The sequence below is a fragment of the Streptomyces chiangmaiensis genome, assembly GCF_036281785.1.
Classification (GTDB): domain Bacteria; phylum Actinomycetota; class Actinomycetes; order Streptomycetales; family Streptomycetaceae; genus Streptomyces; species Streptomyces chiangmaiensis.
On record NZ_JAYWVC010000159.1, the window covers coordinates 1 to 18,734 of the forward strand.

The 18,734-nt window shown below is 68.2% G+C and carries 18 protein-coding genes and 3 pseudogenes; 8 read left to right on the plus strand and 13 right to left on the minus strand.

Annotation, left to right across the window (positions count from 1 at the left end; genetic code table 11):
- From VXC91_RS32100 to VXC91_RS32110, 3 genes are all read left to right on the plus strand, one after another.
- Nucleotides 1–213, plus strand: a 213-nt coding sequence (locus tag VXC91_RS32100; RefSeq protein ID WP_329510864.1) for a hypothetical protein, incomplete at its 5' end; no start/stop codon positions are given.
- 316 nt (nt 214–529) lie between these two features.
- Nucleotides 530–844: a transposase domain-containing protein gene (locus tag VXC91_RS32105; protein WP_329510865.1), complete on the plus strand. Its 315-nt coding sequence runs from the start codon at nt 530–532 to the stop codon at nt 842–844.
- A 276-nt stretch (nt 845–1,120) separates the two neighbouring features.
- Nucleotides 1,121–2,434: a cytochrome P450 gene (locus tag VXC91_RS32110; protein WP_329510866.1), complete on the plus strand. Its 1,314-nt coding sequence runs from the start codon at nt 1,121–1,123 to the stop codon at nt 2,432–2,434.
- A 74-nt stretch (nt 2,435–2,508) separates the two neighbouring features.
- Here VXC91_RS32110 and VXC91_RS32115 read toward each other — a convergent pair whose 3' ends face one another.
- The 4 genes and pseudogenes from VXC91_RS32115 to fabG all read right to left on the minus strand — a co-directional run bounded on the left by VXC91_RS32115 (nt 2,509) and on the right by fabG (nt 5,610).
- On the minus strand, nt 2,509–3,066 hold the full coding sequence (locus VXC91_RS32115; RefSeq protein WP_329510867.1) for a GNAT family N-acetyltransferase: 558 nt from the start codon (nt 3,064–3,066) through the stop codon (nt 2,509–2,511).
- A 44-nt stretch (nt 3,067–3,110) separates the two neighbouring features.
- Nucleotides 3,111–3,512: pseudogene (locus tag VXC91_RS32120) on the minus strand (hypothetical protein); the annotation flags it as partial.
- Between the two features lie 122 nt (nt 3,513–3,634).
- Nucleotides 3,635–4,837 carry an MFS transporter gene (locus VXC91_RS32125; RefSeq protein ID WP_329510868.1) on the minus strand — a complete coding sequence of 401 codons (1,203 nt, stop codon included), beginning with the start codon at nt 4,835–4,837 and terminating at the stop codon, nt 3,635–3,637.
- Nucleotides 4,838–4,839: 2 nt separating this feature from the next.
- The gene (fabG, locus tag VXC91_RS32130) at nt 4,840–5,610 is read right to left on the minus strand and encodes a 3-oxoacyl-ACP reductase FabG (protein WP_329510869.1); all 771 of its coding nucleotides are present in this window, start codon (nt 5,608–5,610) and stop codon (nt 4,840–4,842) included.
- A 56-nt stretch (nt 5,611–5,666) separates the two neighbouring features.
- On the opposite strand from fabG, the gene VXC91_RS32135 reads away from it, so the two are divergent.
- Nucleotides 5,667–6,656: an ArsR/SmtB family transcription factor gene (locus VXC91_RS32135; protein WP_329510870.1), complete on the plus strand. Its 990-nt coding sequence runs from the start codon at nt 5,667–5,669 to the stop codon at nt 6,654–6,656.
- A gap of 76 nt (nt 6,657–6,732) precedes the next feature.
- On the opposite strand, the gene VXC91_RS32140 is transcribed toward VXC91_RS32135, so the two are convergent.
- The 4 genes and pseudogenes from VXC91_RS32140 to VXC91_RS47150 form a co-directional block, all read right to left on the minus strand.
- Nucleotides 6,733–7,302, minus strand: a complete 570-nt coding sequence (locus VXC91_RS32140; RefSeq protein ID WP_329510871.1) for a DUF6262 family protein — start codon at nt 7,300–7,302, stop codon at nt 6,733–6,735.
- A complete protein-coding gene (locus tag VXC91_RS32145; protein ID WP_329510872.1) occupies nt 7,299–8,990 on the minus strand; it encodes a tyrosine-type recombinase/integrase in 1,692 nt (563 codons plus the stop codon). The genes VXC91_RS32140 and VXC91_RS32145 overlap by 4 nt, the downstream gene beginning before the upstream one ends.
- A gap of 187 nt (nt 8,991–9,177) precedes the next feature.
- On the minus strand, nt 9,178–10,320 hold the full coding sequence (locus VXC91_RS32150; protein WP_329510873.1) for a tyrosine-type recombinase/integrase: 1,143 nt from the start codon (nt 10,318–10,320) through the stop codon (nt 9,178–9,180).
- Between the two features lie 111 nt (nt 10,321–10,431).
- A pseudogene (locus VXC91_RS47150) lies at nt 10,432–11,047 on the minus strand (helix-turn-helix domain-containing protein); the annotation flags it as partial.
- A 123-nt stretch (nt 11,048–11,170) separates the two neighbouring features.
- Here VXC91_RS47150 and VXC91_RS32160 point away from each other — a divergent pair.
- The 4 genes from VXC91_RS32160 to VXC91_RS32175 all read left to right on the plus strand — a co-directional run bounded on the left by VXC91_RS32160 (nt 11,171) and on the right by VXC91_RS32175 (nt 12,601).
- A complete protein-coding gene (locus VXC91_RS32160; RefSeq protein ID WP_329510875.1) occupies nt 11,171–11,626 on the plus strand; it encodes a hypothetical protein in 456 nt (151 codons plus the stop codon).
- A complete protein-coding gene (locus tag VXC91_RS32165; RefSeq protein ID WP_329510876.1) occupies nt 11,589–11,768 on the plus strand; it encodes a hypothetical protein in 180 nt (59 codons plus the stop codon). Before VXC91_RS32160 ends, VXC91_RS32165 begins: the two co-directional genes overlap by 38 nt.
- Before the next feature lie 146 nt (nt 11,769–11,914).
- Entirely contained in the window at nt 11,915–12,073 is a 159-nt protein-coding gene (locus VXC91_RS32170; protein ID WP_329510877.1) for a hypothetical protein, read from the plus strand.
- Between the two features lie 96 nt (nt 12,074–12,169).
- Complete coding sequence (locus VXC91_RS32175; RefSeq protein WP_329510878.1) at nt 12,170–12,601, plus strand: hypothetical protein; 432 nt, start codon at nt 12,170–12,172, stop codon at nt 12,599–12,601.
- Between the two features lie 16 nt (nt 12,602–12,617).
- On the opposite strand, the pseudogene VXC91_RS32180 reads toward VXC91_RS32175, so the two are convergent.
- The 5 genes and pseudogenes from VXC91_RS32180 to VXC91_RS32200 form a co-directional block, all read right to left on the minus strand.
- A pseudogene (locus VXC91_RS32180) lies at nt 12,618–13,738 on the minus strand (IS630 family transposase).
- A gap of 83 nt (nt 13,739–13,821) precedes the next feature.
- Nucleotides 13,822–15,084, minus strand: coding sequence for an MFS transporter (locus VXC91_RS32185; RefSeq protein ID WP_329510879.1), 1,263 nt, complete (start codon nt 15,082–15,084; stop codon nt 13,822–13,824).
- A gap of 27 nt (nt 15,085–15,111) precedes the next feature.
- The gene (locus tag VXC91_RS32190) at nt 15,112–15,696 is read right to left on the minus strand and encodes a DUF5825 family protein (RefSeq protein WP_329510880.1); all 585 of its coding nucleotides are present in this window, start codon (nt 15,694–15,696) and stop codon (nt 15,112–15,114) included.
- Entirely contained in the window at nt 15,693–17,600 is a 1,908-nt protein-coding gene (locus VXC91_RS32195; protein WP_329510881.1) for a RiPP maturation radical SAM C-methyltransferase, read from the minus strand. Before VXC91_RS32195 ends, VXC91_RS32190 begins: the two co-directional genes overlap by 4 nt.
- A gap of 59 nt (nt 17,601–17,659) precedes the next feature.
- Complete coding sequence (locus tag VXC91_RS32200; RefSeq protein ID WP_329510882.1) at nt 17,660–17,785, minus strand: hypothetical protein; 126 nt, start codon at nt 17,783–17,785, stop codon at nt 17,660–17,662.
- Nucleotides 17,786–18,734: the final 949 nt, after the last annotated feature.

Below are 18,734 nucleotides of genomic sequence, written 5' to 3' on the forward strand. Positions count from 1 at the left end.
ATCATCCAACGCATCCCGCGCACCCACCGCTACCAGCTCACCCCCACCGGCCACGAACAGGCCCTCTTCCTCACCCGGGTCCACAACCGGCTGATCCGCACCGGGCTGGCCGACCTCGCCGACCCCGCCCAACCCACCGCGCTCCGGACCGCCACCCGCGCCTACGACAAGGCCATCGACGACTACCTCCAACGAGCAGGACTAGCCGCCTGAACAGCCCAAACCTGCACCATCACGCAAACTTGACCCGATCAAGACGGCTTCGCCCGTCCAAGCCTCCTAGTCTGCAACCCCAAGTGCAGGCCCAGGCCGCCGCCCCTCTCGTCGACTCCTACAACGGGTGACCTTGCCGCTCGTCCCCTGTCGTGCAACACCGTTGCGTTAAGACGGCGGGCGGGTCTGTCAAGTGGGCGAACACAAGGGCGGGACCCCGGGTAGGTCCCATGGCGTCGAGCCAGGGACGAGTAACCCGGAGGTCCCGTTGTTACGGAAGTCTGCCAGCGTCCGGTGTACAGCGACAGATCCGGACGTGTACGCGCCCGGCCATGTCGGCGAGCTGACCCAGATCATCGATCCCGTCCTCGTTGATGCGGTCATCGAGGAGACCGCCGTGCGGGAGCAACGGCTGCGTCTGCTGCCGGCGCGGGTCGTGGTGTACTTCGTCCTCGCGCTGGCCTTCTTCGAACGGTCCTCCGACCAGGCGGTCTGGGGCAAGCTCACCGCGGGCCTCGGGCGCACGGCCTTGGCACAGCCGTGTGCCTCGTCCCTGTCGAGTGCCCGCCGCAGGCTCGGCGTCGCTCCGCTGCGTACGGCTTACATCCACGCGTGCGGCCAAACGCCCTAAAACATGAGATATGTGGCATGTATGGAAAAATGGCACATATGGCACATAGTGCTGAAGGCAGGCGAGAGGAGTGCATCATGATCGCGAAGTTGCTCAGCAAGCTGTCCTTCACCCGCAACTACGGTGCGTACGGGGCCCACGACTGGGGTGTGTCCGCCGACAAGGTGTGACCGCACCGCCGGCGGGCGCCCCCGGGCTCCCGCCGGCTCCCGGCCACGCTGGCCGACGGTATCGGCCTGGACAGGTGCGAGCGTCAGGGGTGATCTCATGGGCCGAATGAATGAGCCGCCGCGGTTGCCCGAAGGCAGCTTCGCGGTCTGGAGCCGGGACCGGCTGGCACTGGCGCGCCGTGGCGCTGACGAGTGCGGGGACGTCTGGCAGTTGGAGCCGGGTGTCTACGTAGCCGCTACGGCCGGGCCGTGTGAAGCAGTCCTGCACCGCGCGCAGGACTTCCCCAAGCCATCCTCGCCTCTCTTCCCGCCATTGAAGCGGGCTGGCGGAGCACCAACGCCCGAGGAGCGTGCGCACGCGCGCGCCGTCCGCATGCGCGGGCTACGCCCGCAGGCCGTTGCGGCCCGGATCGGTGAGATCGCGCCCGGCACCGCTTTATTTGCCGACCAGTGGCCCACGGGCCGGGATGTCGAGATTCTGCCCTTGGTCCGGCCCGTCCTGGCAGAGCTCGGCGTACGCTACCTCTTCTCCGAAGACGCTCCCACCCTGCTGCCCTTCGCCTGGCAGCTCTTCGTGGCCCGGGAGGTGCTCGTACGCCCCTCGCGCTGGGTCTGGCCGCGCTGGATCCCCACACCGGCACGGCGGTTCCGCACACGGCAGCAAGTCGCCTTCACCAACGCTTTGCGGCCCATCGTCCGCCGGCGCCGTTCATCGGGCCGGCTCGGTGACGACCTGCTGGGACAGATGCTCCGGCCCTCCTCCCGCTACGGCCCACTGTCGGAAGAGGCCATCCTCGACACTCTCCCCGGAATCACCGTCGCCACCTTCGAGACACCTTCCCGGGCAGCCGGATGGATCCTGCTCCACCTGGCCCGGCACCCCCGGGCAGCGGACCGCATCGCGGCCGAAGCCGCCCTGCTGCCCGCGGACCCGGCCGCGACGACCAGCACCCACCTCGAGCGCCTGCAATACACCCGGGCACTGGTACACGAGGTGCTCCGACTACACCCCCCGAGCTGGCTGCTGACCCGGCGCGCTCCGCGACAGACTCAGCTCGCCGACTACACCATCGACGCCGGGTCCACCGTTCTCGTCTGCCCCTACACCGCCCACCGCGACGCACGGGACCACCCCGAGCCGGACCGGTTCCAGCCCGAACGCTGGCTCGACGATTCGGGCTCGCCGGCGAAACCCGGGGTCTTCCTCGCCTTCGGTACCGGGCCGCACGGCTGCGAGGGAGCCGCTCTGGCCATGGCCATGCTGACGCTCCTGACCGCGCAGACCGCCCGCCGCTACCACGTGAGCGAGCCGCCCGGACCGGAACCCAGTTACCAGGTCACCACCTTCGAAGGTCTCGCAACCGCCGGCCTGCGCCTGCGTGCCACCGTGCGCAACCAAGAGCAGTCCTGCTTTCGGTGACAGGCCGCCTCCACCCGCGAACAGCGAACGTTGTCAAGTTCGCGTGCCGTTCTGCACACGCTCGGATCACCGGCTTATAGTTCGCTCATCGCGTGTCGCCGGTCGAACTCGTCGGCGAGCATGCCCATCATGACGAGGTCGTGGTGCCGGCCGGCGAAGAAAACGTGTTCCCGCAAGCGCCCCTCCTCGGTGAAGCCGAGCCGACGAAAAAGTGCCAGCGATGCCTCGTTGTGGGCCAAGACCGCCGCCAAACATTTGTGATAGCGCCGCTCGGCGAACATGAAACGCAGCAGCAGCACCACGGATTCCGTCGCGTAGCCCTTGCGCCGGTGGTCGACACCGATCATGACATCGAGCTCGAACCAGCCTGAACAACGGCCGGTGCGATGTGAGCCGACTGCGCCGACCAGCTCTCCCGTGGCCGTCGTTTCGACCGCCAACCGGAAACGGTCGTCATCGCACTCGGCAACGGCCTGCTCCTTCGCCCAGGCACGATAGCTCTCGGCGGACCGCGGTAGATCCAGCCGGCTCCCTCCCCGCCCGTCGCCGTCGGCGAAGCGCGCGAACGCCGTCCAATCGTCGGGCTCGACAGCGCGCAGGCGCACCCGTTTACCGATCCAGGACGATGCCATGCCCTATTCGATCACGCTGCAGTGCGCGCGAGACCGACAGGCACGCCGAGGCGGGTGTGGATCCCCGACTGCTCCAGAAGGCGGCGGCCGAGGCATTCGGCGTCGCTCGGTTGGATGCGCTCGAACTGGTGGTGCGCCTCGGTGATCGCGGCATGCGTGGCGGTCCGGTTGCCGAGAGTGGCTTGGGCGAACGCTTCCCTCATGGCCAGCATCGACCGTACACGTGGGGTGGTCCCTGGCGTTGTATGCGCCTCGTCCTGGGCAGCGCTGACGTAGGCGAGCGCGTCTGCGGGTTTGTCCTGGTAGGTGGCCTGAAGGCTCATGCACGCCAGCACGTTGGCCATGAACTGCCGGTCGTTGATCTGTTTGGCCAGCTGTAGGGCCTCACCGAAGTACGAACGGGCCTGGCTGTATTGGCGGGCGTCGAAGTGCGTCCGGCCTGTGATTATCTAGATCTCTTGGCAGAACGCGCAGGTGAACGCACTATGCAGCTGTCAGGGACGTAGGGCACGGCGATGCGATGGACTACTGGAAACGGACGTTGGTCATCCGTAAGTGAACAGCGGGTTCAAAGCCGACTCGTGGCTGGGGTCTCGTCCAACTGGAGCCTTCGGCCGTGCAGCGCCACGAGGTGGCGGGCCAGGGCGAGTACGGTGAGCAACGCCACGAGCGCACACACGCCCCGCCACCCGGCCTGGCCGTAGGCGCGTACTCCGAGCCAGGAACCCGCGCTGCCGCCCAGGTAAGCGCAGGTCATGTAGGCCGTGTTGAGCCTGCTGCGGGCGTCGGGACGCAGGGCGAAGACCCGGGCCTGGTTGGCGACCATGCCGGACTGCATCGCGACGTCGAGTAGCAGCGTGCCGAGAATCAGGGCGGTCAGACCTAGCGCTCCACCCCGGGCGCCTGCGGTGAGGACCGCAGCTGAGACGAGGATCCCGAGCATGCAGACGAGGTTCACAGGATCGGGCCCCCTGCGGTCCACCAGGCGTCCGGCGAACGGGGTCCACAGCATGGTCGCCGCGCCGACCAGGGCAAGCATCCCCACCGCCTGGGCGCCCAGACCGTAGGCCGGGCCGGTAAGAAGGAGCGCCAGACAGGTCCAAACGGCCGAGAACCCGGCGAAGACCGTTGCCTGGTAGAGGCAGGAGCGGCGCAGATCCGGCTCGGTGCGGAGCAGGCGCAGGCACTCAGCCAGGAGTGCCGGGTACGGCTGGCGCGACGGCGGAGTCGTGGCCGGCAACGTGTAGGCCAGGACGGTCGCGAGGAGCAGGACCAGGACTGCGGCCACCAAGTAGGGGGCGCGCCACCCCAGCCATTCGCCGAGCGTCCCGCTGAAGGTGCGGGCCAGCAGCATGCCGCCGATTGACCCGCTCAGCAAGGTGCCCATCACCGCTCCGCGGCGGTCGGCGGCCAGCAGCCCGGCCGCCAGCGGAGCGACGACTTGGGCGGCCACGGTGGTGACGCCGACGAGCGCGCTGGCGGCGACGAGGGGCGGCAGGGCTGGAGCGCAGCCTGCGGCAAGCAGGCCCACGCCTGTAACGGCGAGCAGGGTGACGAGGAACGGGCGGTAGGGGAGCCGGTCGCCGAGCGGCACCAGCAGAAAGATTCCGGCCGTGTAGCCGACCTGGGTCGCGGTCACCACCAGGGCGGCGGAATCGGGCGACTCGCGCAGTCCGGCGGCGACCAGCGGGCTGATCGCCTGCGGGAAGTAGACATTGCCCACGCCGACGGCGCAGGTCACGGCCAGGATCAGGACCAACCGGCGGCTCATCTTCAGTCCACCGGCCCGCCTGCGACGTAGATGACCTGGCCGGAGAGGAACCCCGCCCCGGGACTCGCGAGGAAGGACGCGGTATGCGCGATGTCCTCCGGTTGGCCGACCCGGCCGACCGGGATGGCCTGCGCGGCGAGGCGTTGGTGCTCTTCGAAGGCGCGGCCTCGTCGCCGGGCGGAGGTCCTGGTCATGTCGCTCACGATGAAGCCGGGAGCGATGGCGTTGGCGGTGACGCCTTGTCGTCCGAGTTGGAGGGCGAGCGTCTTGGTGAAGCCGATGAGACCGGCCTTTGCACTGGCGTAGTCGGCGCGACCGGAATCGCCGAGCGCGGAGATGCTCGACATGTTGATGATCCGACCCCAGCCGGCCGCCACCATGTGCGGACTCACGGCCCGTGTGAGGAAGAACGCCCCCCGCAGGCTGACCCCCGTGACCGCGTCCCACTGCTGCGTGGTCATCTCCGCGACGCCGACGTCAGGGCCGCCAATGCCAGCGTTGTTGACCAGCACGGTCGGTGACCCCAACTCGGATGCGATCTGGGCGACAGCAGCGGTCACGGCCGTCTCGTCGGCGACGTCGGCGGCGACCGCTGCCGCTGTCCCGCCGTTGCTCGTGATGGCTTTTACGGTACCGGCGCACTCTGCCTCGTTCAGATCGACCACTCCGACTGCCAAGCCGTCTCGCGCAAGTCGCTTGGCCACAGCTGCGCCGATACCGCGTGCCGCTCCAGTAACGATCGCTACGCGCTGTGCGTGAGCTGTATGTGTCATGCGTGGAAGTTCACGGCACCCGCACTCCGCTGCCAATCGATGTAGCTTATGACTTAATGATCAGCTTTGAGCTCGGCGTCGAGGACCTCGCGGACACGCGGTTCGCCGTATCGCCCCTGCATGAGACCGTGCTCAGTCTGCGAGTGCTGCGCGAGCCGGGACTGTCCGCGCTGCACCTCCCATGGCGCAGGTCCGTTCTCGGCAGACTCAGCGCGCTCGACACCGACCTGCTCATGTCCCTGGTAGCGGCGAGGCGCACCCTTCCCGACTTCCTGACGCCGCGGCCTGCACGATTCGCCTCAGCCTTCGAAGAAGAACTGGCCGTCGTCCGCCAGACCTGCCCCGATCTGGTCCGCCGGGATCTGCTGGCCACGCACGCGCCGGACCCGCTCCCCGAAGCCCTGCACGATGCCACCGCTGCCGACAACGCGCCCGTCGCCAGACTCCGCGATGCCCTCTGCGAGCTCCTGCGGCAGTACTGGGAGGCCGCCATCAAGCCGATGTGGCCGCAAATGCAGCTGCTGCTGGAAGCCGACATGACCTACCGCGCGCGGCAACTGGCCATGGGAGGCGCCCGCCTGCTGTTCGCCGACATGCACCCGAATCTGCGATGGCACAACGGCGTGCTGCACATCGACAAGATGATCGGCAGGTACCACGTCGCGGCGTCCGGCCGAGGGCTGCTACTCGTACCGTCCGTGTTCGCTCACAAGCCCGCGCCTCCCGTCAGCCCGGAGGAACCACCGATGCTGGCGTACCCCAGCCGCGGAGTGGCAACGCTCTGGGTGCCGGCGCCCATCGCTGACGCGACTGCTCTCGTGTCCCTTCTGGGTGCGCCCAGATCGAGACTGCTCAGCCTCCTCGATGAGCCGCTGCCCACAGTCGAGATCGCCCGCCGCCTCAGGGTCACCCCGAGCGCCGTGTCCCAGCACCTGCGCGTGCTCTACGTCACTGGCCTCGTCACCCGGGCTCGTGCCGGACGGCAGGTCCTGTACCGTCGCAGCCCCCTCGGCGACCAGCTGACCGGCCAGCGTCAGCCTCCCTGAGCTCGATAAAGCGAGGACGGGCTGTTCGCTGATCCGTCAGCCCACCTCGGCGTGTGTGGCGCGTGTTCAGCGGTCGTCAGGAGCGGTTCTCGTCACGGATCATGCGACGCAGGCTGGTGCGGGTGGCTGCGAGGTCGTTCTCCAACGATGCGATGCGAGATGTGAGTTGTTCTGCTTCGGCGCGCATTTGAGCCCCGGAGCGTTCGAGCCGACGGTTTGCTTCGGTGAGTTCGCCGATACGCTCTGTCAGTTGGCGGTTGCTGACTTGGTCGAGTTGCTGACCGAGTTGTTGCCGGACGGCTTCGCGAAGGCGGTCTCGCTCCTGGCGGAGAGCGGTGATCTCTTCCCGCGCCATCATCAGGTCGGACTTCAGGCTCGCCGGGCTGGCCTGGCGGCCGTCGGACCGTGCGACGACCGGCTCGTGTTCCTGCTGGCGGATAGCGGCCTCGATGTGCTCGCGTACCCCTTCGGCGTAGACGAGCCAGGTCGAGACCTTGGCCGTGCGGGCGACCGTGGTGAAGGTGATGTGCTCGCCATCGGCGAGCATGTTCTGGACGACGTCGAGGGCTCGCTGCCGCTTGCGGAGGCTGTCCGCTCTCCGGGAGGCTGCGAGGACTTCGCCCGGGGTGCGGGCTGCTGAGCTCAATTGTTCTCCGGCTGGATCACAGTCAGGGGCAGCATCTTGCGGTTGTCACCGGCCCGGACTCGGCGGAGGACCGTGGCGGCTTCTTCCAGCTCGGCGCGTTCGTCGTCCGGCATGCTGACCATGCGCCTGCGCATCTTTTCGGAGACCTCCTCATAGGAGGTGATCCGAGCGGTGATGTTGTCGATGACGAAGCTGGCCGCATCCATGGCCAGTGCGGTCTCTCGGTCGGCTCGCAGGCTGTTGATGTGATCCTCAATGGACGGGAGGTAGGACGGGTCTGGGCGGTAGAAGCCACAGCCGGAGCACTGGAAGCGGATCGGGCATGCTTGGCCGCCCGCCTTGACGTTGGAGGGCTCGGTGCAGCCCCCGAACGGGACGGCGACCGAGCGTTGTTCGTAGGCCAGCGGTGAGCACGGGGAATCTGCCCCGTGCCGGTCGACGACTTGGAGACTGAGAGTCTTGACCGCCTCGCGCTTCCGCTTCAGGGAGACGCGGTAGTAGCCGAGCGTAGTGCGGGGATCGTCGTGGTCCATGAGGTCGCGCAAGACGTCGAGCGGGGTTCCGGCGTCGGCGTGCCGTTGGGCAAACGGGTGCCGGAACGCGTAGGGAAAGATCAGGGACTTGCCGAACGGCAGTGGGTTGCCGTGGGTGTCGACGGTGCCGCTGTCCAGCTCGGGCAGGGAGTCGACCCACTTGCGCATGGCCGCTCCGAGCGTGATCCACCCCAGGTGCGGAAGGCCGGCCGCGTCGGTGGCGGCCGGGAACAGGTAGGTCTCGCTGTCGGGCGGGGCGGCGATGTATCCGCGGATCTTCTGCCATCGCTCGATCGTCTGCACTGTCTCGGTGACGATCGGCAGGCGCCTGCGCAACCGGCGGCCCTTGCTGTTGTGCCAGATCAGCGAGACCTCATCGCCCTCACGCTCCAGGCAGTTCCGGGGCAGGGAGGCCACTTCGCTTGGCCGGCGACCGCAGTCACGCAGGACCACATAGATGGCGTGGAACATCGCCCGTACTTCCTCTGGAGCGAGGTCGCCGTAGTGGATGTCCACCGGGAAGGTGTCGAGCTGGGCGTCGAGCTGTCGGATGACGTGCTCGGGGATGGCCCTGCCGATCTCGTCTTCGTTGGTGTCCTCCTGGGGGATGCTGTGAGAGCCGTGTCGAGCGAACGCCCCCGGTGCGTCTTCGAGTTGCCCGGTGAGGCGGCCGAAGTCCAACAGGGCGAAGAAGTCGCCCAGCAATTTGCTGCGGTAGCTGGACGCGCAGAGCTTGCCTGTCCTGCTGTTGCGTGCGGCCGCGATCTCCTCGAAAGCTGCCTGGATGTGGGTGAAGTCCAGGCTGGACAGTTCGGTGCCACCGCCGGGTAGCCGGTTCATCCCCTGGGCGGCGAGCACGACGCCTCGGTGCCACCGGTTGAACTCGTTGCTGGTGGGACGCTCTGCCTCGGTCCGCCGTCGCAGCAGATCCCGCAGCCACGGCTGAGGGATCCCCGCCAGGTCGGCGACCCCGGGATGCCTGCGGCGACCGGTCTTGCTGCGGGACTTCAGCCCTGCCGCTCGCAGGTCGATGGCGTCCTCTTCCCATGGGTCGTCACCGAAGAAGGCAACGAATCCACGGCGGACTGACCAGACCAGCTGGCGGAATACGGCATGCGGGCTCGCCTTCCGCTCCGGCAGGCGGGCGTGAGGCACTTCCAGACCGTGGTTCGCGGGTTGGCGAAGTCCCCGGTGAACAGCCACTCTTGCGCGCTCCATTCGCCTGGACGCCATTGCGGGTCCAGTTGGTCGCGCAGCCAGTCCCGCCACCCCTGCCAGTCGACGGAGAACGGCGAGATGCGGGGTGTAACGGCATTCGGGATGGAAGTGATCGCGACGACAGTCATCGGGTTACTGCCGCGACTCGCTCGACGGCTTCCCGCTTCCGTTTGTCGCTGGCGTGCAGGTAGGGCTTGAGCGATGACGGTGACACCTGCCCGAGGAGGGCCTGGACGACATCATGGGGGACACCTTCCGCGACCCACTCGGTCGCCGCCGTATGGCGGAGCATGTGCGGCCGGGCGATGATCTCAGCCCACTTGGCCAGCCTGTCGAACATCTGCTTCGCGTTGGGGTAACCCATTGGCCGACCCAGTGGGGCCCGGTAGAGGTTCACGAAGACCATGTCGCTCTCGACGGCCTCACAGACACGGTCGCGTTCCCACTGGTAGTCGCGGTAATGCTCGGCGATCTCGTCGGTGACGGGGATGACCCGAGACCTGTGGGACTTGGCGAGTGCGCCGTTCACGTTGTCCCGACGACGGCGGACGTGAACGTGCGGGCCGCGGACATGGCAGCCCAACATGCGGGAGTCGACCAGCAGGTGGATGTCCTCGCGGCGCAGGCCGAGCGTCTCGCCGATACGCATCCCGGTCGCCCGCATCAGCACGATCATGAACCGGTCCCGGGCGTTGCGAGCCAGCTGGATCATCAGCTGGACCTGCTCGGGAGTAAAACACTCGACGCCCGGCTCATCGGCCGTGAACCTCAAAGTCCGGGTCTGCACCTGGCGGAATCGTCCGCCCTCGCCCGTCTCGAAGTCGGTTGGTAGGAACCGCAGGTGACGTGGCTGAGACAGTGACTCGGCGACCTTCGCCGACACCCAGTTGCGGCCGACGCCGAAGCGGAGGAACTCCGTCACCGTGACGAGTACGGCGTCCGCGCTGCTGTCCTTGCGGAACCGCGGGCGGGCAGGCGGCTTCTTGCCGCGCGGTGGAAGCGGGGTACTGACGAGCCAGTCCCGGAACCTCAGCAGGTTCTCGAATCCGGGATCGGGCCACCCCAAGCCGCGCTCATCGCACCAGGTCAAGTACAGGGCCAGGCGACACGCATAGTTGCGCACCGTGTTCACCGAACACCCACGGCCCCGCAGACTCTCCAGGTACTTACTCGCTTCCGGATGCAACCGGAACAGCTCATCCACGATGGCCCAGGCCACCGTCGGCACAGCCCCGGGCAGCGTCGCCTTCTCCACATGGAATTTCACGGATGACCTAACGACCCAGACGTACCAACGACCTATCAGATAGCGATAAGTCACACAGAAGAGTGAGTCCTGAACCTACGTGCCTCCGCCAGAAAACCGCATCTAGATAACTGTGAGGCGTGCCAACTCGGCTGCACCGCGTACAGCTCCTTCTGGGCGGGCTCCGAGCGGGTTTCTTTCAGGAGGTTGATGACGTAACGGAGTTGGCCGACTACCGCCGGCCGTAATGCTTCGCCACCGTGCTGGTCGTCTCGGCGCCAGTAATGCTCGATCGATGCGCGCAGCGCCTGGAGGGTGGAGGGGCTTGGACTGGTTCGGGTGGTCAGCGCGAGGAAGCTGTCCACCTCCGCCCCGGAAGGATGGCTGCGGGTTCGCCCTAGAGTATCGGCTCTTTCGCAGCGGACGGTTCACGCTCGGTCGTGGCCAGAGCCACGGGTGTCTCCCAGGAACGTCGTGCCAGCCCGAGCATGTGGCCGGGGATCCGCAGTCCGTCAGCCACTCGCTCAATGACATCGATGTGCACCAACTGGCGCCTGCCTGCCATCACTTCGTCGACCCGGCTGGGTGTCAGGTCGCAGCGCCGGGCGATCATCGAGGGGTAGATCCCCGCGTGGATCTTGATCAGGCGGAATACGCGCGCGAAATCGCGGAAACGGCCTGCGTCGAGCATCTCCGGGTCGGTGAGCAGCCCGGCAGGGAGCTCCGGCGGTCGGGACGGGTCGGTCATGGCGATGCTCCCATGGCTGAAGGCTACCCAACGTTGCTTATTGTCGCTTGTGGGCGAGGTTGCCCAAGTTGGGTAACCAGCCGGACCTTTCTGCCGGAATCCTGCGATTGCAATGCTCTGAGCATGGCGGATGAACAGATGGCTGCTGCTGCCGACGAGGTGTCGCCCGGCGGTTCGGGGCCGGTGTGCTCTTACCGTGAAGGGATGCAGGTCCCGGCCCACAAGGTCGAGCGGCCCGGCGCGGGCCTCCCGGCCGTGAATGCCGACGTGTTGGAGCTCAACGCCGAGAGCAGCGCGCAACACGATTGTGTCCGCCCCGGGCGGGGACGGGATGCGACGGTCCTCACCACCGGACGCTCTCACGCCCAACACAGCGGGGGAATTTGCGAGCCGGTGGATGTTGCCAAGGTGATCAGCGCAGCGCATCGGGCGGAACAACTCGCCACCAAAGACCCGACATCCAGTCTGGCACAGACTGTTGCTGCCGAGTTGAACGGCTACCTGCCGTCCCTGCTGGCAGTGGCGGAACACCCTGAGCCGCATGATCGGCAGCACCCCGGCGGCTCTGCGGGCGCGTGACCTCCTGGCCGACACCCTGAGGCACGCCAGATCGGTGCACCTGGCTGAAGAGGGTGGCGAACTGACCAACCCCACCGCACGACTCCACCTCCTGGCACGGGCCTGCCGGCTACTGCACCACAACCTCGAATCCAGCTGGTAGTCCCCCAACAGCCCGTTTCTTTCCCTGGCCGCTCAGTGCGCCGGGGTTCAAGCGGGGCGGCCCCGCACCCGACCGCGCATCCTCACCTCGGTCCCCCCGAGGGAGCGGGGCCGCCCTCCCCCACCCCTACATCCGAGGACAGCTCCGTGGCGAAACCAGCAACACAGCTCACCCGATTCGAGCGATGGCGAGGCCGCCGCCCCAACCGCTCCCGCGTCATCGAGACCGCCGTCACCACCGCACTGCTCAGTGGCGTCGTGATCGCGTTCGCCGCCCTGCCCTGGCAGCTCGCCAACGGAAGCTAGTGCTCTGACCGGGAAGGTTCACCGGGTTGAAGCTCAGTCGAGCCGCTACGGTGAATCGTGGGCGGTCGTAGCGATGTTCGGGTTGGGGAGGTCGGCTTGGTCCAGATAGAGGTTCCCGCGCCTGAGCCGGATTGGGAGGCGGCGCCGTCGTACCAGGGTGGGAAGCGCAATCCCGCGTTCCAGCAGAGCATGTGGGAGTTCGCTGCTAGCTCTTTCCGGCTGGTGGCGGGGCTGAGGCCGCCGCTGGAAGCGCTCGCGGCGCGATTGCGACTGACCGTCGAACGCGGGTGGGAGGATCTCGGGGATGTGGACGTTGCCATGTTCCGCATCGAGCGGGTGGACTTTGCGCTGAGTCGGCTTGAAGGAGCGGTCGTCACGGACACGTTCGTCTGGGTGAGCCGCTCACAGGACGACGTGGACTCGGCGCTGGACATCCTGCTCGGTGCGCTTGGCATCGGCCGCGAGGCACTTGCATTCCGCGGCGACGTGGAGACGGGTTTCGAATATTGCGACGGCTCTGCCGGGTAAATGCTGAAGTGGTCTGTCAGGCGGCGGCAGCCAATGGCCGCCCGCCCCACCGGATTCCCTTCTCGCTGCGGATGCGGGCGCGTTCGCGGCGTTGGGCGGCGAGGACGTTGGGGTGGCGGGCGTTGGTGTTGCGCCGGCGCAGGTAAGCGTGGAGGGCCCGGGTCTGGGCGGTGTGGTTGCGGTGGTGGAGTTGGCGACGGTGAACTGCCGTAGCGGTCCGAAGTGGGCCTCGATGGGGTTGGCCCAGGACGCGTAGGTTGGGGTGAAGCACAGCTCGACCCGCTGCTTGGCCGCCCAGCGCCCGATCTTCTCGCCCTTGTGGGCGGAGAGGTTGTCCAGGATGACGTAGATCGGGGCGCCGTCCGGGCGGGCGGCGCGGATCGACTTCAGCGCGGCCAGTGTGTTCGCGGTGCCCTTCTTGCGGCGGTTGACTCCCCACAGGGTGTCGTCGCCGATCGAGTAGCAGCCGTGGAAGTAGCGCACCCCGTGAGTGCGGTGGTAGGTCGCGGGATGCCGCTCGGGGTGCCCTTGCTCGGCCCAGCACGACCCGGCGGTGGGGCGGATGCCGAGCGGCCCGAACTCGTCGAACGCGAACACTCGGTCCGGGAAGCGGTTCAGGACCTCCTCGATGCGGTCGAGCTTGGCGTCGCGGTCGGGGTCGGGGGACTCCTTCCAGGTCTTGGTGCGCTGGAAGGTGATGCCGCGGCGAGCGAGCAGGCACCGTAACGCCTCGCGGCCGATCCGGATCACGCGGCCGTGCACTTTCCGCAGGTAGGCGACGAGCTTGCGGATGGACCAGTGGGTGAAGGGCTGGCCGACCTTGGTCGGGCGGGTGGTGGCCGTCTGGATGACGAAGTCCTCGTCGTCAGGGCTGAGCAGGCGGGGACGGCCTCCCGCCCACCGAGGGTCCAGGCAGGGTAGGCCGATCTCGTTGAACTGGTGGATCACGGCCCGGACGGTGTCCTCATCGGCCTGCACCAGCTTCGCGATCACCAGCACCCGGTTCCCGCCGGCCGAGGCCAGCAGCATCATCGCGCGCCGGTACCGCACCGAGTTGGTGCTGCCTCGCCGCACGATCTGCTGCAGCTTCTGCCCTTCCTGGTCGGTCAGTCTGCGCACACGGACAGGCTCTGCCACCGCACCCCCAGCAGTCGGATCGGACGTCACCGCATATCCAACCGTCGCGACCACCAACCCGGCGAACCTTCCCGGTCAGAGCACTAGCGGCGGATCTCCGCCTCCGCGTTCAGGGCCCGCTCCGGCACCGTGACGCCCGCCCCCGTGGGTGCCCAAAGGGTCGCCGCGGAGAACAGGGTCACGGCCGCCGCGCCCATGAGCATGGGTACGTTGCCGAGCCAGGCGGCCAGCGCGCCCCCCGCAAGGGCTCCGACCGGCACCGTCGTGAGCACCACCGCCTGCACGAGTCCCGCGACGCGGCCCTGCATGCCGTCAGGGGTGACCAGTTGCTGCGTGGTCGTCATGGAGATCATCCATACGGTGCCGGAGAGGCCGTAGCAGACCTGGTACGCGAGCAGCACGGGGAAGGCGAAGCCCAGCGACGCGGCCGGGATCAGGAACACAGCAGCGCCTGCCGCGAGCCCGAAGATCTGCGTGGCCCGCCACAGCCCCGAGGTCCTGGCGAAGCGTCCGGCGAGCAGGGCGCCCGCCAGGGTGGCCGCGCTGTAGGCCGCGTAGGTCGTGCCCAACTGCCAGGCGGGCAGGGCGAGATCGCGGGTCGCGTAGAAGACGTAGAGGGCGGCCGCCGCACCGCTGCCGAGGTTGAGTCCGGCGCCCGCCAGGACCATGCGGCGCAGTCGGCGCTCGGCGCGCACCACCGCGAGTCCCGTACGCAGCGAGCCGGCCAGGGACTTCGCGCGGGCGGGCTCCCGCGAGCCTGTCAGCGCGTTCAGCGCGGCGGGCAGCGCGAACAGAAAGAGCGCCTCGATTGCGTAGGCCGCACTGGCCGCGAGGAGCGCCGCGTCGGCTCCGAGGAGCCCGACCATGACACCGCCGAGCGCGGGCCCGCCGACCTGTCCGCTCGTACGGGCTGCGGTCAGCGCCGAGTTGGCGGCGAGGAGCCGCTCCGGTCCGACGACGCGCGGCAGCGCTGCCTGGAGCGCGACCGAGAGCGTGAAGGTCAGGGTGCCCGAGACGCCTGCGACCACGTACAGGTGCGCCAGGGTGACATGCCCCACCGCGCCGGCCAACGAGATCGAGCCGACGACCAGGGTCTGCAGGGTGGTCACCCACACGAGGAGGCGGCGCAGCCTGATCCGGTCGACGATCGCTCCGGCCAGCGGGCTCAGCACGGCGCCGGGCAGATAGGTCAGCGCAAGCAGCGCGGCCGCCCCGAACGGCCCCGCGCCGAGATCGGTCACGGCCAGCAGGGCCAGTGCGAGAGCGGTGATCTGCCGCCCGACGGAGCTGGCGACCTGCTCGCCGCACAGCAGCACGAAGGGACGGTGGCGACGCAGGGGGACCATCCCGTCGGCCCGTGACGCGCACAACCCTCAGATCCCTGTGCAGGGAACAGGCCAGCGGTGCAGCCGCGGCGGCAGGGCCACCGCCCAACCGTCCGCGACGAGAGCGAGCCGCTCGGCCGCGAGCAGGTCGACTGCCTCCCGCTGCACGGCGTCGAGGTCACCGATCGCCGTGGGCTCCTGGACCGTGGCGAAGGTGACGAGCAGATCCGGGTGGTCGAGGGTGAACCTCGCCGAGGCGGGCCGCTCTCTGCGGTCCATGACGGTGATGAAGTCCGGGCCGCGGCGGTGGTAGAGCATGCCGGCGGGGAAGGCGGCATACGAGGTGCGCCAGGCGCTCAACTCACATGCTTCGTCCGGCCGTGCGACGGGTGGTGGGAGGTGGTGCAGCATCCGTACGTACGGGGCGCCATGCGTGTCAAGCGGGTCGTCGCCTCGCGGCCGGTCTTCGTAGGCGATCTCCCAGTGCGTACGGAGCCGTTGGCTCTGACACTCGCGCAGGAACTGGACCGCCACCGCCGTCTCGCGCCCCGCCCCGCCCAGGCGCAGCGGCACGTCCACGTGGACCTGTCGGCCGATCACACGGTGGGGGATGGTCGCAGGAAGCCCGGTCATCCGGCCACCTCCTGACGGGCCGTGGATTGCGGAGCCGGGTCGGGGTCGATGCGGTCCGGTACGTCCCACGTGGGCAGGGACACGTACGTCCGCCCGTCGCGGAACACCAGCCCCGTCGCCTGAGCCTGCTGGATCCACCCGCACAGCTCCTCGGCCGGGATGTCGTGTCCGTCGCCGGTCAGCAGCCGGTGCAGCGCGGGCTCCGTCCGCCCGTCCTCAAGGCGGCGCAGCGCTTGCGCCTGCCAGCCGGTCAGCCGGTGGGTGCGGCGAGGCCAGCCGTGGCGCCGGTCGTGTACGAGCAGTACGTCGACGCCGTCCTCCGGCTCCGCTTCCTCCATCACCAGGCTCGATCCGTGATGTCCGTCGCGCCATGCCGCGACGGCCCGCTTGAGCCGGCTCTCGGTCTCTCCGCCGATGCCCGCGTCGTCCGTCGCGAACAGGTAGACGAGGTCGGCGAGTTCGGACTCGGGCAGCTCGTAGACATGGTGGTACATCTCGGCTGGGTGCCGCTTGCCGAAGCCGAACCCCGGGTCCGTGAAGTTCGGGCTGAACCGCTCCAGTTGGATGCGGTGGGCGCCGCCCGGGGGCTGCAGGTGGACGAGCGCGGGCAGCTGGTCGACGACCGGGGCGTAGTCCTCGACGGTCTCGCCCGGGAAGCCGTACAGGTAGTTCCAGGTGACGGTCAGCGCGTGGTTCTCGCACTCACGGAGTGTGCGGACGTTGCGGGCACCGCTGACGCCCTTGTCCATGAGGTCGAGGACCCGGTTGCTCAGGCTTTCGATGCCGGGCTGGATGAGTACGGCTCCGGCCCGCCCGAGGAGGGCGATCTGTTCACGGTTGAGGTTGGACTTGACCTCGTAGTGCATCCGCAGGTCCCAGCCACTCTCGGCGGCGAGGGGCAGGAAGTCCTTGAAGTACGCCATGTCGATGATGTTGTCGACGGTGACGACGTCGAGGATGCGGTGCCGTCGTACGAGGTGGTCGATCTCGCTCCACAGCTGCTCACCCGACTTGGCGCGGAACGCCATGGAGGAGCCGTTGAGCCCGCAGAAGGTGCAGTGGTGCTTCTCGCCCCACCAGCAGCCACGTGCCCCCTCGACCACCAGCTTCGGGTAGACGTATTCGACGACGGGGGATGCGTCGAGGGCTGCCTGCCACTGGTAGTAGTCGGGCGCGGGGATGTCGGAGGGCGCCACGGTGCGCCGGGACTCGGTGTTCGCCCGCGAGACCCGGCCGTCCGTCTGCCCTTCCCACCAGCACAGGCCCGGTACGTCGGCGGGTGGCGTGTCGGCGTCCAGGTGGCGCAGGAGCGCCGGGAAGGCGTACTCGCCCTCGCCGCGCACCACGTGGTCGACGAAGGGATGGTTGCGGTGCAGGGCGTGCCCCATCGGGCCGTCGCAGTTGCTGCCGCCGAAGACGACGGTGAGCCCTGGACGGCGGCGCTTGAGCTCCCTGGCCAGCGCGAGCGAGGGCACGTTCTGCATAAACGTGCTGGTGAACCCGACGACGTCCGGTTCCTGGGCAAGCACCTCCGTCGCGCACTCGGCGATGAACTCGCTCGCGTGGACCCGCATGTCGGAGGCGGTGTCGATGCAGAGGCCGCGACGTGCAGCGTACTCCTTCAGCCGAGCGACGCCCCAGTTCTCGTCCTCGTACAGCACACCCGAGAAGACCCAGTCACCGAGGCCGTCGAAGATCGAATCGCTGCCGATCGCCTCGTAGTCACCGGGGCGCAGCCGCCCGCCGGACCGCTCGAGGAGGAACTCCGCCCAGCGCAGCGAGCCGTGGAACTCACGCACATCGTCGTCCGGGCGGGCCTGCCGCAACAGCTGATGCAGCAGGCCCACTTGGAGAGAGGGCAGATCGATCGGGTGCCACGGCATGGTCACCAGCTGTACGCGCACACCACTCTCCCCCGTCACCGTCCCCTCGATATCCCGCTCACGCTCACGTTCCCGCCCGGTCAGCGGGTCGGCGGGCGCTTCTCCATGACGGCGGGCTTGCGGTTCGTGCGCTCCTCTTCGCGGATCACTACCTTTTTGATCTCCACGACTCTCCCCTGGTCGGCGACCTCGAACTCCCGTGCCACGCAAAGCAGTTCACCTTATAGTGCATCACATGCGCCCCACAAGAACCCCGACGGCGAAGCGGCCCGCCCGTCAGAGGCCGTGCAGCACGGCATCCAGGTCGAGTAGGCCCGGCCGCGCCTGAGAAGCAGGTCAGTGCCCCTTGCAGTGGGCTCTAAAATCGCCACGCACTCCACGTGCGAGGTCATCGGAAACACGTGGAGACAATGCCACGGCCCCAACCAGCGGTGCTGGCGCCGGTTGAGCCCTATGCAACTCACCTCCAACGCTGAGCGGAGCAGGGTATCCGTCAATGGCCGGTTACCGAAACCGGTGATTCCGCGGACTATTGGCAGTCCACCGTGTCTCCCCGCTTCCCCACTGCCGCGGAACCAACTAAACCCGAAAGGCACTGCCGACAGGAATGCCCAGTCAGAGCGGCGAAAAGTCTCACGGCCAGTTCACCCCCGAGCACATCCGCGCCACCTGAAGTGGGACGGCGAGCGTCGAGGACGCCGCCGAGGCGTTCGGCTTGTCGAAATCGAAGAGCGACGACCTCGTTCGCCGCGGAGAATTCCCATGCCGCGTGCTACCGATAGGCCGCACCGCCCGCGTCGTCACCGCCTCGCTCCTCCGCGTACTCGAGAGCGGCGAGCCGGAGTACAACGGAGCCTCCAGTGCAAGCCCCAATCCGTCCTGACCAACTGCACGACGACCCCCCGCCGCAGCAAGCCGGCGGGGCGTCGTCGTATCAGGTCCCGGTCCACGCAGGACCCCCGCCGGGGCAAGCCGACGGGGGTCCTCACGTGTCACAGCCCCTATGAGCGGGGTGCTGGCTGTAGCTGTTTGACCAGGTGGAAGACCTCGCGGGCCGCATAGCGTTTGAGGCAACGGACGACTTCGCGCCGGGTCTTACCCTCCTTGATCCGGCGCTCGTAGTAGTCCTGAGCGCGCGGGTCGACCCGCAGACGG

What these genes read in the sequence shown, in the direction of transcription:
- VXC91_RS32135 (WP_329510870.1), top strand. Translation starts at nt 5,667, where the DNA reads ATGATCAGCTTTGAGCTCGGCGTCGAGGACCTCGCGGACACGCGGTTC.
- fabG (WP_329510869.1), bottom strand. Translation starts at nt 5,610, where the DNA reads ATGACACATACAGCTCACGCACAGCGCGTAGCGATCGTTACTGGAGCG.
- VXC91_RS32190 (WP_329510880.1), bottom strand. Translation starts at nt 15,696, where the DNA reads ATGACCGGGCTTCCTGCGACCATCCCCCACCGTGTGATCGGCCGACAG.
- VXC91_RS32115 (WP_329510867.1), bottom strand. Translation starts at nt 3,066, where the DNA reads ATGGCATCGTCCTGGATCGGTAAACGGGTGCGCCTGCGCGCTGTCGAG.
- VXC91_RS32125 (WP_329510868.1), bottom strand. Translation starts at nt 4,837, where the DNA reads ATGAGCCGCCGGTTGGTCCTGATCCTGGCCGTGACCTGCGCCGTCGGC.
- VXC91_RS32160 (WP_329510875.1), top strand. Translation starts at nt 11,171, where the DNA reads ATGGCGGATGAACAGATGGCTGCTGCTGCCGACGAGGTGTCGCCCGGC.
- VXC91_RS32110 (WP_329510866.1), top strand. Translation starts at nt 1,121, where the DNA reads ATGAATGAGCCGCCGCGGTTGCCCGAAGGCAGCTTCGCGGTCTGGAGC.
- VXC91_RS32185 (WP_329510879.1), bottom strand. Translation starts at nt 15,084, where the DNA reads ATGGTCCCCCTGCGTCGCCACCGTCCCTTCGTGCTGCTGTGCGGCGAG.
- VXC91_RS32165 (WP_329510876.1), top strand. Translation starts at nt 11,589, where the DNA reads ATGATCGGCAGCACCCCGGCGGCTCTGCGGGCGCGTGACCTCCTGGCC.